At 71.1% G+C, this 12821-nt stretch carries 11 protein-coding genes; 7 read left to right on the top strand and 4 right to left on the bottom strand.

Features of this window, described 5'->3' with window-relative positions:
- Window positions 1-165 precede the first annotated feature (165 nt).
- Entirely contained in the window at window positions 166-885 is a 720-nt protein-coding gene (locus LGI35_RS05320; RefSeq protein ID WP_227292744.1) for a haloacid dehalogenase type II, read from the bottom strand.
- 303 nt (window positions 886-1188) lie between these two features.
- On the opposite strand from LGI35_RS05320, the gene LGI35_RS05315 reads away from it, so the two are divergent.
- Complete coding sequence (locus LGI35_RS05315; protein WP_227292743.1) at window positions 1189-1752, top strand: NADPH-dependent FMN reductase; 564 nt, start codon at window positions 1189-1191, stop codon at window positions 1750-1752.
- Between the two features lie 33 nt (window positions 1753-1785).
- On the opposite strand, the gene LGI35_RS05310 is transcribed toward LGI35_RS05315, so the two are convergent.
- On the bottom strand, window positions 1786-2178 hold the full coding sequence (locus LGI35_RS05310) for a VOC family protein (RefSeq protein ID WP_227292742.1): 393 nt from the start codon (window positions 2176-2178) through the stop codon (window positions 1786-1788).
- Complete coding sequence (locus LGI35_RS05305) at window positions 2175-2477, bottom strand: ArsR/SmtB family transcription factor (protein ID WP_227292741.1); 303 nt, start codon at window positions 2475-2477, stop codon at window positions 2175-2177. The genes LGI35_RS05310 and LGI35_RS05305 overlap by 4 nt, the downstream gene beginning before the upstream one ends.
- A gap of 191 nt (window positions 2478-2668) precedes the next feature.
- On the opposite strand from LGI35_RS05305, the gene LGI35_RS05300 reads away from it, so the two are divergent.
- The 5 genes from LGI35_RS05300 to LGI35_RS05275 all read left to right on the top strand — a co-directional run bounded on the left by LGI35_RS05300 (window position 2669) and on the right by LGI35_RS05275 (window position 7459).
- Window positions 2669-3157: a MarR family winged helix-turn-helix transcriptional regulator gene (locus tag LGI35_RS05300; RefSeq protein WP_227292740.1), complete on the top strand. Its 489-nt coding sequence runs from the start codon at window positions 2669-2671 to the stop codon at window positions 3155-3157.
- Window positions 3154-4440: an MFS transporter gene (locus LGI35_RS05295; protein ID WP_227292739.1), complete on the top strand. Its 1287-nt coding sequence runs from the start codon at window positions 3154-3156 to the stop codon at window positions 4438-4440. Before LGI35_RS05300 ends, LGI35_RS05295 begins: the two co-directional genes overlap by 4 nt.
- 514 nt (window positions 4441-4954) lie before the next feature.
- Window positions 4955-5290 carry a YciI family protein gene (locus LGI35_RS05285; protein WP_227292738.1) on the top strand — a complete coding sequence of 112 codons (336 nt, stop codon included), beginning with the start codon at window positions 4955-4957 and terminating at the stop codon, window positions 5288-5290.
- Window positions 5287-6534 carry an RNA polymerase sigma factor gene (locus LGI35_RS05280; RefSeq protein ID WP_227292737.1) on the top strand — a complete coding sequence of 416 codons (1248 nt, stop codon included), beginning with the start codon at window positions 5287-5289 and terminating at the stop codon, window positions 6532-6534. Before LGI35_RS05285 ends, LGI35_RS05280 begins: the two co-directional genes overlap by 4 nt.
- Before the next feature lie 196 nt (window positions 6535-6730).
- Window positions 6731-7459 (top strand): DUF899 family protein, encoded by a 729-nt coding sequence (locus LGI35_RS05275; RefSeq protein ID WP_227292736.1) that lies wholly within the window; start codon window positions 6731-6733, stop codon window positions 7457-7459.
- A 30-nt stretch (window positions 7460-7489) separates the two neighbouring features.
- On the opposite strand, the gene LGI35_RS05270 is transcribed toward LGI35_RS05275, so the two are convergent.
- A complete protein-coding gene (locus LGI35_RS05270; RefSeq protein WP_227292735.1) occupies window positions 7490-8440 on the bottom strand; it encodes a helix-turn-helix domain-containing protein in 951 nt (316 codons plus the stop codon).
- Between the two features lie 90 nt (window positions 8441-8530).
- Here LGI35_RS05270 and LGI35_RS46055 point away from each other — a divergent pair, with 90 nt between their 5' ends.
- The gene (locus tag LGI35_RS46055; RefSeq protein ID WP_279348619.1) at window positions 8531-12778 is read left to right on the top strand and encodes a S8 family serine peptidase; all 4248 of its coding nucleotides are present in this window, start codon (window positions 8531-8533) and stop codon (window positions 12776-12778) included.
- The last annotated feature ends 43 nt before the right edge of the window (window positions 12779-12821 follow it).

Here is a 12821-nt window from a genome sequence, read left to right as displayed (position 1 = left end):
TCACGACGGAACAGTGCCCCAGCTGCGGCTGCCACACCGACGGCCTGTCCAACAGATTCGCCTGCACTTCCTGCGACACGGTATGGACGTCGGGCGATCCGGACTCGGTCGTGAGTCCTCGCGCGAGCGTCATGTGACGGTCGGGCAGCGCAGGTCGGCCGAACCCTAAGGATTGGGCCGGGCGAGCCGGGCAGGCCCGCTCTTGTCGAGCTGGTCGGCCAGGTCGTCCAAGCCGTCGGCGTAGAGGTCGAATCGGTCCGCGGCGGTGGGCGGGTCGCCGACGGGGCGGGTGACGTAGGCGGTGCGCAGGCCGATGGTCCGGGCCGCACGCAGGTCCCAGGCGTGGGTGGCGACCATCAGCAGCCGCTCGGGCGGTCGTCCGGAGACCGTGACGGCCAACTGGTAGACCGCTGGGTCCGGCTTGTAGGTGCGGGCGTCCTCGGCGGACAGCGCCTGGTGCCAGCGCAGGCCGGCGTGGGCGTTGACTTCCAGCAGCGCCGTCCGGCTCGCGTTGGAGAGCCCGATCAGCGGGTGCCGTTCCGCGAGTCGGGCGAGGCCGGTCACGGTGTCGGGCCACGGCGGAAGCCGTCGGCCCGACCGGGCAAGCGCCGCGATGGCGGCCGGGTCGCCGACTCCGGCGGCGTCGGCGACGAGCCGGGCGGTCTCTCGGTCGAGCGCGTCACTGGTGACGTAGGGCCGACCGCCGTCGAGGATGCGACGCTGCTCGCGCTCGATGTGCTGCTGCCACAGCGAGAAGAGCCGTTCGACACCGAGGTCGTCGAGCGACGGGTCGAGTTCACGAATGCCGTTACGGATACCGGCGGGCTCGTCGACGAGGGTGCCGAGTACGTCGAAGACGACGGCATCGATCTCCAGCTGCGACATGGGCGAGGTCTCCATGCGAGGGGTGAAACGCCTGATGGTCGAACGTAGCGGGAGGGTCACAAGCGCGGCAAGCCGCGTTGGACGCCTACGCCTGGATGGCGGGGCCCGCTTCAGGAGGGCGGGTGACGGGTGTCGTACGCCGGGTGGCAGCGGCGTGGGGATGGTGAGAGTTCGCAGGTGCCGGAGTGCGGCGTCGCTTGCCGTCCTGGACAACTAAAGGCGAAGGCAGGGGAGTTGGGCCACGATCGTGTGTCGCAGGGGAGTAGTGGCCGGAACCGGTGAACGGCTCGATAGGTTGAGCGGATGTCTATGCTGCCTTCGATCCTGCTGCTGTCCGGAAGCCTGCGCGCCGGTTCCTCCAACGAGGCCGTGCTGCGCACCGCGCAGGCCCTGGCCTCCCCTCGGGCGCGCACGGTCATGTACGACGGACTGGCGGCGCTTCCGCATTTCAACCCCGACGATGACGCCGACCCGTTGCCGGTCCCCGTGGCCGCGTTGCGCGCGGCGATCGCGGAGGCGACGGCGATCCTGATCTGCACGCCGGAGTACGCGGGCACTCTGCCGGGTTCGTTCAAGAACCTGCTGGACTGGACGGTCGGCGGCACCGAGATCTGCGACAAGCCCGTGGCCTTCGTGAACGCGGCTGCCCCGGGCCGGGGCGAGGGCGCCGCGGCGACCCTGCGCACCGTACTCGGCTACACGGGCGCCGACATCGTGGAGTCGGCCTGCACGAGGATCCCCGTGGAGCGCCGGATGATCGGCCCGGACGGAGTGATCACCGATCCGACGGCGCGGGAGCAGCTCGGCAACGTCCTTGGCCTGCTTGCCGAGTTCCACGCACTGGCCGCGAAGCCCGACGAGGCGTAGTACCGGCCGGCGGCCTCCCGCGCGGTCGGTCGCCTACTCCGGCTTCGTCGCGATCTGGATCAGGTTGCCGCACGTGTCGTCGAAGACGGCGGTGGTGACGGGGCCCATCTCCACGGGTTCCTGGGTGAAGACCACGCCGAGGGCGCGCAGACGCTCGTACTCCGCCCTGACGTCGTCGACGGCGAACTGGGCGAGAGGGATGCCGTCCGCGACGAGCGTGTCGCGGTAGGGCTTGACGGCCGGGTGGCCGGCCGGCTCCAGGAGGAGTTCGGTGCCGCCCGGCTCGTCGGGCGAGACGACGGTCAGCCAGCGGTCCTTCTCGCCCACCGGGACGTCGTGCTTCTTCACGAAGCCGAGGACCTCGGTGTAGAAGTGCTCGGCCTTGGCCTGGTCGTCGACGAAGATGCTGGTCAGGTGGATCTTCATGAGGTGCTCTCCTCCGGTCCGGATGTGTCGGGCACGGGCCATCGTTCGGCGATGTGGCGCAACGGCGCCGTGTTGAGGTCATGGAACTTGTAGCGGCCCTCCCGCCTGGTCTCGACGAGTCCGGCGGCCTCCAGTACGGCGAGGTGCTGGGAGACGCCCTGGCGTGAGATGCCGAGCTGGTGCTTCATGCTCAGTCGCCCACAGATCTCGAACAGTGTCTGTCCGGACTGCTCCGCGAGCTCGTCGAGGATGGTGCGGCGGGTGGGGTCGGCCAAGGCTTTGAAGAGATCGTCGGCCATGGCCGCAGCATAGGCAACTCATCGCTTGCCTATCAAGTCGAGGTGCTCCGTGTCCTGTGTCCTGTCGGCGGCCTGCGCCCCAGTTCGGCCAGTTCGGCCAGTTCGGCCAGTTGATCCAGTTGCTCCGGTTCAGCCAGTTCGGTTGGGCGGCGGCGCAGGTCCATTTATCGCAGCGCTGTTATATTAGCGCTGTGACATCCACTGATCCCACGGCGCTGCCCGATCCCTGGCAGTCGCTGCACCAGCTGCTGGCCGCCATGGACGCCGAGATCGAGCAGGTCTACGTCGAGCGTGGCATCGAGGGGGTGCGGCCGCGGTTCGCGTATCCGCTGATCCGGCTCGCCCACACCGGACCCCTGACCATCCGCGAACTCGCGGAGTCCCTGAACCGCTCGCACTCCGCAATCAGCCAGACCATTGCCGCCATGCGCAAGGAGGATCTGGTCACCTCCGAACCGGGGCCCGACGCCCGCACCCGGCGGATCAACCTGACCGAGCGCGGACGTTCGCTGGTGCCTTTCCTCGAGGCCGAGTGGCGGGCCACGCACGCGACGGTCGCCGAGCTGGACGGCGAGATCCCGCATGCGATGACCGCTGTCGTCGACGAGGTGCGGCGGGCACTGGAGCACCGGTCGATGCGGGAACGGATCCTCCACCACCTCACGGAGCCACCACAGTGACCAGGCGTGTCCGGTTCCTCGACACCCGCCCGCTGCTCAGCAGTCGCCCCTTCCGCGACCTGTGGATCGGCACCTCGGCCTCCCAACTCGGCGGCCAGATGGCGACGGTGGCGGTGCTCGCCCAGGTCTGGGACCTGACCGGCAGCACGGTGGGCACCGGCGCCATCGGGCTCGCCACCGGCCTGCCGATGGTGCTGTTCGGGCTGCTCGGCGGCACGTTGGCCGACAGCGTCGACCGCCGGGCGCTCGTGCGGGCCACTACGGCAGGTCAACTGCTGGTCGCCGCAGGGCTGTGTGCTCAAGCCGCGGCGGGCAACCGGAACGTCTTCCTGCTGCTCGCCCTGGTTGCCGCCGGGACCGCTTGCGGCGCACTGGGTGCCCCTGCCCGGCGCACCTTCCCCGTCCGGCTGCTTCCGGCCGACCAGGTCGCGGCCGGTCTCGCGCTGACGAACATCTCGTTCCAGGTGGCGATGCTGGCCGGGCCCGCGCTGGCCGGGCTGATCATCGCCCGCTGGGACCTCCCTGCCGCATACGCCGCCCAGGCCGTGGCGACGGTGGCGTCGGTGCTCGCGGTGATCCGGCTCCCGGCCATGAAGCCAGAGGTCACCGACGCGACGGTCGCCGGGCGACGCCCGGAGCGCGGAGGATGGCGGATCGTCCTGCGCCGCCCGACACTGTGGGGCTCGATGGCCACCGACCTGTCCGCGACGCTGCTCGCCATGCCGATCGCGCTCTTCCCGCTGGTCAACGAGATCCGCTTCGGCGGCAACCCACAGACGCTCGGCCTGTTCCTCTCGGCCGTCGCGGTCGGCGGGATCGCGGCCGGCCTTGTCTCCGGCACGGTGACGCGCCGTCGCCGTGGCGGCCTGGTCCAGCTGTGCGCGGCCGCCGTCTGGGGCCTCGCGCTGGCGGGCTTCGGCCTGGCCGGGCCGCTGTGGTCGGCGCTCGGATGCCTGGCCGTGGCCGGCGCCGCCGACACCGTTTCCGTCATCACCCGCAGTGCGCTGGTCCAGCTGGAGACCCCGGACGCGTACCGGGGGAGGGTCTCCTCGGTGGAGCACGTCATCGGCGTTGCGGGCCCCGAACTCGGCAACTTCCGGGGCGGGTTGATGGCATCGGCCACCTCCGCCCCCTTCGCCCTGGTCACCGGCGGCCTCTCCGCCGCGCTGGCAGTCGCTGCGGTGGCGGCGACGAATGCCTCCCTCCGTGCGTACCGCACGCCGCCGACCCCCGACGAGCCGGCCGCGTCCGAGACCGTGGACGCGGCGACAGCCACTGGGTAGCCGATCATGGTGGACCTGGTCTGCCGTCTGTCCACGCCATGACCTCCGCGGCGCCTGTACGGACAGCTGCTACTGGATCCCGACCGAGCTGTCCGCAGACCGTTGCGACGCCCGGCGCACTGTCCGGCCCCACGAGCGCGTCATGCACTCCGGTCTCCAGCCAGTCGGCCTGGTTGTCGTCAGCCTCGGCAACCGCGAGAGCGAGGAGCCTGACAGAGGCCGTCGTTCCCACGCGGGCGAGGGCCTCTGCCGTCTGCCGGGTGACCGCCGTGTCCTCGACGTCCAGCAGCAGCCCCACCAACGCTTCCGCAGCCTCGGGAACATGGGCGAGCGATGCGAGGTCACGCCCGGCCCGAACACGTTGTGACCACGAAGGAGAGCAGGCCTCGACCAAGGCCGGCTCCAACCGGCTCGACATCTCTGACACACCCGGAGACTCTCACGCTCACGAGGAAGCCTGGACCCGGCCCCGAAGCCCGCTCGCGCCGGCGGCATCGGGGGCAGAATGAACAGAGTGAAGTACGTGCTGCTCATCTGCGACGACGAGAAGGTTTCGCCCAGCAACGAGGAACTCGAGGCGGACCCCGTACATCAGGCCTGGCTCGCGGATCTCGACCGGCGGGGCGCCATGCTCGTCGGTGCGCGGCTGCGTCCGGTGGTGGACGCGACCACGGTCCGGGTCCGGGACGGTGAAACCCTGGTGTCGGACGGCCCGTTCGCGGAGACCAAGGACTTCGTCGGCGGCTTCGTGATCGTCGAGTGCGCGGACCTGGACGAGGCGATCGCGATCGCCGAAGGCCATCCCTACGCGCGCTGGGGCGGCGTCGAGATCCGCCCGGTCTGGGGATGACCACGCCGGACGACCGGGTCCGGAAGGCCGTCGACGCGGCGTTCCGGGACGAGTGGGGCCAGGTGGTCGCGACCTTGATCGGGATGACGGGCGACTGGGACCTGGCGGAGGACTGCGCGCAGGACGCGTTCGCCGCCGCGCTGACGACCTGGACACGAGACGGCGTGCCGCGCCTCCCGGGCGCATGGCTCACCACCACCGCCCGCAACCGCGCGACCGACCGGCTGCGGCGCGACGCCGTCGGCGCGGCCAAGCTGCGCCGGCTCGCCGTGACCACCCCCGATCAGGGTGAACCGCCGGTGGAGGACATCCCGGACGAGCGGTTGCGGCTGATCTTCACCTGCTGCCATCCGGCGCTTCCCTTCCCGGCCCGGGTCGCGCTCACCCTGCGTACGCTGGCCGGGCTGAGCACGGCCGAGATCGCCCGGGCCTTTCTGACGGCCGAACCGACGATGGCGCAGCGCCTGGTCCGCGCCAAGCGCAAGATCGCCGAGGCCGGCATCCCCTACCGCGTGCCACCCGCCGACCTGCTCCCGCAGCGACTCGCCTCGGTCCTCGCGGTGCTCTACCTGATCTTCAACGAGGGGTACGACGACGTGGGCGAGGACGCCCGCCGGGCGCTGACCGCCGAGGCGATCCGGCTGGCCCGGGTCCTGATCCGGCTGATGCCCGGCGAGCCCGAGCCGCGCGGACTGCTCGCTCTGATGCTGCTGCACGAGGCGCGCCGCATGACCCGTACATCCGACGGCGTCCTCGTCACGCTGGAGAAGCAGGACCGGCGCAGATGGGATCAGGGGCTGATCGCCGAGGGCGTGGAGATGCTCGACCAGGCGCTGGCCGGACGGCGTACCGGGCCGTACCAGGTCCAGGCCGCGATCGCCGCCTGCCATGCCACCGCGCCCGACGCGGCGAGCACGGACTGGCCGCAGATCGCGGTGCTGTACGCGGAGCTGGCCCGGTTGGCCCCGTCCCCGGTCGTCGAGCTGAACCGTGCGGTGGCGGTCGCGATGGCGGACGGAATCCCGGCCGGTCTGGCGCTGGTCGACGAACTGGCGGCATCCGGGCGGCTCGACGGCTACCACCTGCTGCCCGCGACCCGGGCCGACCTGCTCCGACGCTCCGGCCGGAGGGCCGAGGCCGGGCAGGCGTACGAGGAAGCCCTGAAACTGGCGCCCACCGAGGCCGAGCGTCGCTACCTGACCAGTCGCATCAGCGAGCTGACCAGCGGAGACGGGGAGCTCTGACGACCTTTGCGCACATTCCGCGAACTTTTTCGCTCCCGATGTCGATCCGGCGGGGCGGCATTCGTCGGTGGGGTGACAGTCGCTCTGGAGATGAGCCAGAGAAGAGTCGGAGGAGATCCTCCGGACAGGCCCCCTGCGGACGGGCCCCTGCGGACGGGCTCCCTCCGGACAGCACGACATGAAGGGATGAATTCTCATGAGCACCAAAACGACCGCTCCGGCCCCCGAGGCCGTCGACCGAGCCGCCTACCAGGCGGAACTGGACGCGCTGCGGATCCGGGAGAAGGCGTACACCCGCGAAGGCGACGCGATCGCGGCGGCCCGTCGCCGGCTGCCCATGGTGGAAGTGGACGCCGGCACCCCACTGACCGGCCCGTCCGGTCAGGTCACGCTGCTGGACGCATTCGAGGGCCGTACGCAGCTCATCGCGTACTTCCAGATGTGGCACGCCGACCACCCCGCCGCCGAGCAGTGCGAGGGCTGCACGTTCTTCAACAGCCAGGTCCGCGAGCTGTCCTACCTGCACTCCCGTGACGTCACCTACGCGACGCTGTGCCAGGGCCCGTACGCGGAGAGCGTCCGCTACCGCGACTTCATGGGCTGGGACGTGCCCTGGTACTCGGCCCGGGAGTCGATCGACACGCTGATGGCGGGGCGTGGCCCGTTCATGCTGGCGTGCTACCTGCGCCAGGGAGACCGGGTGTTCGAGACGTACTGGACCACCGGCCGCGGTGTCGAGGCGATGGACCAGACGTACGGCCTGCTGGACCGGACGGCGTACGGGCGGCAGGAGCCGTGGGAGGACTCGCCCGCCGGCTGGCCGCGGATCAGCGACACCTACATGAGCACCGACGGACGGCCCACCGCCCAGTGGCCCCGTCTGCGGGCGGGACGCTCCGACGACCTCGAAGCCGCCGAGCGCTAGTCACCCGACTGGCTGATGGAGCAAGGGAATTCAGATCCATCCCCGGCGCGCCGCGATCACTCCCGCCTGGAAGCGGTTCGCGGCGCCCAGCTCCTCGTGCAGGCGGCTGATCCGGCGCCGCATCGTCCGTACCGACCAGCCCAACTGGCGGGCTATCGCCTCGTCCTTGAGGCCGCCGACGAGGAGGGTCAGCATCTGGCGGTCCTCCTCGCCGAGGGGGTCGTCCTCGGCGGGGGCACCCAGCGGGGTCGCGGTGCGCCAGCAGAGTTCCCAGTAGTCGATGAGGCCGTCGAGCAGGGCTGACGGGCGGATGACGGCGGCGCGCACCTCCGTGGTGAAGTCGAGGGTGAGCGGCATCAGGGCGAGGCGGCGGTCGGAGATGGCCAGCTTGATGCGCAGGCCCGGCAGTACGCGGGCCTGCTCGCCGTGCGCCACCAGCTCGCGGATGTCGCCCAGGACTCCGGGCCACTCCAGCGCCTCGGGGGCGTAGACGGCGCGGTAGCGGACGCCCCGGGTGAGGGCGGTCGCCTCGACCGGGTTGGACGTGGTCAGCGCGTACGGCGGGCGGTCCAGGGTGATGACCTCGTCGCGCGCTTCCTGCTGAAGCTGTACGAACCAGCGGCCCAACGCCTCGCCGCCGGTGATTACTTCGACCTGTTCGGAGCCGCCCTGCCGGGCCGCGGCGAACAGCCGTGACAGCTCGCCGGCCGCCGCCCGTACGCCGTCGAGATCCGCGGTCCGGGAGCGGACCAGTGACTCCAGGGCCGCGCCCGGCTCAATGGCCGCGTACCGGCGGCGGGTTCCGGCGAGCCGTCCGACCAGGCCGTTCTCGCGCAGTCGGTCGAGGGCGCGGGCGACCCGTTCGGTGGAGCAGGACAGGTCGCCCGCGAGGTCGGCGGGCGCGGCGGTGTGTCGGACGAGGATCGCGCGGTAGACGCTCTCGTCGAAGGCTTCGATTCCTGCGGCGGTCAGTTGGGGCATGTCCGGATCTTGGCCCGTGTGTGCCAGCGGCAGCAATGGGCCAGGCAAAAGCGTTGTCTGGACCACGCGCGTCCGATTAATTCGTCTGGCATGACCCCTCGAAGAACGTTCACCGCCGGGCTCACGGCCGCCGTCATCGGCGGCCTGCTGTCCGCGGTGCCCCAGTCCGCCACCGCGGACCCACACCAGGACCCCGAGCAGCGCGTCATCGTGACGCTGTCCGGGGCTGCCGCCGCGACGGGAAAGGGCACGTTGCGGTCCGCCGACGCCAGCGAGATCGGCGCCGACCGCGCCTCCCTCTCAGCCCGGCAGAAAACGTTCCTCGGTGATGCGAAGGACGCCGGTCTGCACACCGGCTCCCCGCGCAGGCTGAACCTGTTGCTCAACGCGGTCGCCGTGACCGTGAAGGCCTCTGAGGTCGCCGAGTTGAAGCAACTGCCCGGGGTGGCCTCCGTGGTCCCCGACGCCAAGATGCACATCCTCACCGACGACAGCGTGCCGCTGATCAACGCCCCACAGGTCTGGCGGCGCAAGGACCCGTCGGGCAACGGCGCCGACGGCAAGGGCGTCACCGTCGCCGTCCTCGACAGCGGCGTCGACTACAGCCACCCGGACCTGGGCGGTGCCCTCGGCAAGGGCCACAAGGTCGTCGGCGGCTACGACTTCGTCAACCGCGACGCCGACCCGACGGACGACAACGGCCACGGCACCCATGTCGCCGGCATCATCGCGGGCAGGGCCGCCGAGAAGGGCGGCGTCACCGGAGTGGCCCCGGGCGCGAACCTCCTTGCGTACAAGGTCATGGACGACGCGGGCGAGGGTTACACCTCCGACATCGTCGCCGGTATCGAGGCCGCGATCGACCCGGCCAATCCGCACCGCGCCGATGTCATCAACATGAGCCTCGGCGGCTACGGAGACGGCCGCGATCCGCTCGGCACAGCCGCAACCGCCGCCACCAAGGCGGGAGTTGTCGTCGTCGCCTCGGCCGGCAACGATGGCCCGGGAAGCGGCACCGTCGGCACCCCGGCCGCCGCCGACGGCGTCATCGCGGTCGGGGCCTCGGTCAGCGGGCTGCGCATACCCGCCGCCACCTACAAGGGCGGCGGGAAGATCCAGACGTACCGCGGCGTGATCTCCGCCAACCCGCCCGCGGCCCCGGTCACCACCGAGGTCGTCGACCTCGGCCAGGGCACCCCGGAGGACTGGGAGCGGGCCGGAGACGTCAAGGGCAAGGCCGTCCGCATCGACATGCTCGTCGCGGACACCCAGGAGCATCTGTCCGCCTGGGAGATCGAGATGGCCCGCGAGGCGGAGCGCCACGGAGCGCTCGCCATCATCGGAGGGAAGAGCGCGGGCGGCGGTCCGGTGCTCGCGGCGCAGCCGGATACCGGGGGACAGCCGCGCGCTGCGGGCCCGCCGGACACCGCGGGTCAGCCGCCCGCGAAGGCGGACGGCACCGTACCGCTCGCCCCGGCCACCTCCGTCAAGGAGTCCGGCGACTCGCTGCGCATGGACACCATGGTCATGCTGGGCGTCGACTCGACCCAGTACGCCGAGCTCGGCCGCCGCCTTGCGGACGGCAAGGTCGAGGTGACGATCAGCGGCACGGACGTCACCGACAAGATCGCCTCCTTCTCCTCGCGCGGCCCCGACCTGAACTGGGACCTCAAGCCGGACCTGGTCGCACCGGGATACGACATCCGCTCCACGATCCCCAAGTCTCTGTACGCGCCCGGCTATTACCGCCTCTCCGGTACGTCGATGGCGGGACCGCACGTCGCGGGAGCCGCGGCCCTGCTGCGCCAGCTCCACCCCGGTGAGACCCCGACGAAGGTCACTTCCGAACTCGTGGGCAGCACCAAGCAGTTGAAGGAGTACGAGGCAACGACCACTGGTTCCGGCCGACTCGACGTCGCCGCGGCCGCGGACCGGGCGGACGCCGCCATCACCACCACTCCGGCCACACTCTCGTACGGGCTCGCGGACCTCGCCAAGCACACCGTGGGCGGCAGCGAGAAGCTCACCGTCAACAACTCCGGCACGCGCACCCGCACCGTCCGTCTGAAGGTGAGCGGCGAGGCCCGGGTCAGCCCGCGCACCCTGCGCATCCCGGCGGGCGGGAGCGCCACCGCGACCGTCACGCTCGGCGCCGACCGCCCCGCGGGCGAGGCCGAGATCAGCGGCACGGTCACCGTCACCCCTGAGGGCGGCGCGGCCCTGCGCGTCCCGTATCTCCTGGTGGTGCGACAGCTGTTCGTCCAGGCGGGCCCCGACCCGAGCGACGGCAGGTCCACGGCGGTCGTCTTCACGCCGGCCCCGCTGGCGAAGCCGCCGGTCCTCACCGTGACCCCGCCGCGCGGCAGGCCGTACACGGTCACGACCAAACTCCGCTCCGGGAACGTCTACCAGGCGGAGATCACCGGCCGCGGTGTCGGCGCCCATCTGGTCTCGGTGACCGGTCGGACCACCGACGGCAAGACCCTGACGAGCAACCGCGACGGATTCGAGGTGACCCCCGAGGACAGCCGCGACTCCCGCTGGCAGCCCGTCGGACCGAACTCGGAGAGCGGCGACATCAGCACCGCGCAGAGCGACCCCGGGGCCGCCGTCCTCACTCAGTACAACAAGGCCGGTCCCTGGTCGACCGAGGACAAGGGTGCGACCTGGAAGCAGCACACCAGGTTGCCGCTCGGCAATGTGTCGGGCCAGGCCTTCACTGTCATCGACCCGACGAACGCCAAGCGCTGGTGGTACGCCGCGAACAGCGCCTCCGGCATCCCCCGCACCGGCTCGATCCTGCGCACGGAGGACGCCGGCCGCAGCTGGAAGACCCTGAACACCCCCGACACCCCCATCTACGACTTCCTCGCCGACGAGGCGACGAAGACCCTCGTCGCCCGCACCGCCACCGACCTGCTGATCAGCAGGGACGGTGGCGACACCTGGGCGGCCGAGCCCATCGGCCTTCCCGCCGACCACGTCTACGACCTGGCGATCGGCGGTGACAGCCTCTACCTCTCGGCGGGCACGTCCCTCTGGAAGCGCGACGGCCTCTCCACCGGCACGCTCGGCGCAGCCGTCAAGGTCCACGACTCGGTGGACGGCGGCGTCTCCGTCAATGTGGTCGCGGACAGCCAGGTCGTGGCGATCTACGAGATCGGCTCGGGCGTCGTCGGATCCTTCGACGGCGGCAAGACCTGGGCGGCGCTGGACAATCACGGATACGGCGCTTCCGGGATGACCCTCACCGGCGGCGACCTGTACGTCAGCTACGGCCGTGACACCCGGGTCGGCCGCAACCACGGCCGCGAGTGGACCACCATCCCCGGCGTCAACCGCGCCTCGACCGTCTCCGACTTCGACCGCTGGGCCGACGGCTCACTGACCGTCTCCGCGGACGCGGCCGGGGTGTACCGGGGCACGGCGGACGGCAAGGACTACCGGCGCCTGGGCGTCCAGGGCGGCACCGTCAACTCCCTGGCGGTCAGCGGCGACCAGGTGCTCGCGGCCGGCCGGCAGGGCACTCACCGCTCCCAGCTCCCGGTCTCCGGGGCCGAATGGGGCACCACCGGGGGCGAGGGCAGGATAGGCGTCGAGACCCGGCTGCTGCAGACCTCCCCCAAGGACTCGCGGATCGTCTGGCGAGTGCAGTACAACGCCTGGGGCGGCTTCCGCGTGGAGCGCAGCGGCGACTCCGGCGCCACCTGGCAGAAGAAGGGCGAGAGCGGCGGCACCGTGTTCGCGCTGGCCGTGCACCCGGCCGACCCCGACCGCGTGTATGTCTCGTACGGCAACTTGCTGGGCGTGGGCCTGTTCTCCACCGAGGACGGGGGAGCCAACTGGAAGAACCTGCTCAACGACCAGACGTACTTCACCGCGGTCGCGGGTGACCCGAAGAACCCGGACAGGCTGTGGCTCGGCGCCCCCGACGGCCTCTATCGCTCGGACAATGGTGGCGACGACATCACCAAGGTCGCCGACGGCCGCGTCGACACCATCGAGTTCACCGGTTCGCGCATGCTGACCGGCGGTGACGCCATCAAGGTCTCGACGGACGGTGGAAAGACCTTCCGCACCGGCGACACCGGCAAGCTGCCGACGCGGGTGAGCGACCTGCTCCAGGTGGGTGGCACGCTGTACGCGGCGACCACCAGCTACTGGGAGACGGCCCTGCCGCGCGGCGGCCGCGGAGTGCTGCGCTCCACGGACGGTGGCCTGACCTGGCAGAACATCTCCACCGGCCTGCAGAACCTCGACGCGACGAGTCTCGCGGCCCATGGCGGCCTGCTGTACGTGGGCACGGTCCAGGGAGGTGTGCACCGCCTGAAGCTCTGACCCTCTCCCGAATACGCGCCGCACGTGCCCCTGGGGTGGGGTC

Origin of the sequence: Streptomyces longhuiensis, from assembly GCF_020616555.1 — a bacterium.
GTDB lineage: Bacteria > Actinomycetota > Actinomycetes > Streptomycetales > Streptomycetaceae > Streptomyces > Streptomyces longhuiensis.
The sequence above is the reverse complement of the archived record's forward strand: the minus strand, read 5'-3'. Positions and strand labels throughout refer to the sequence as shown.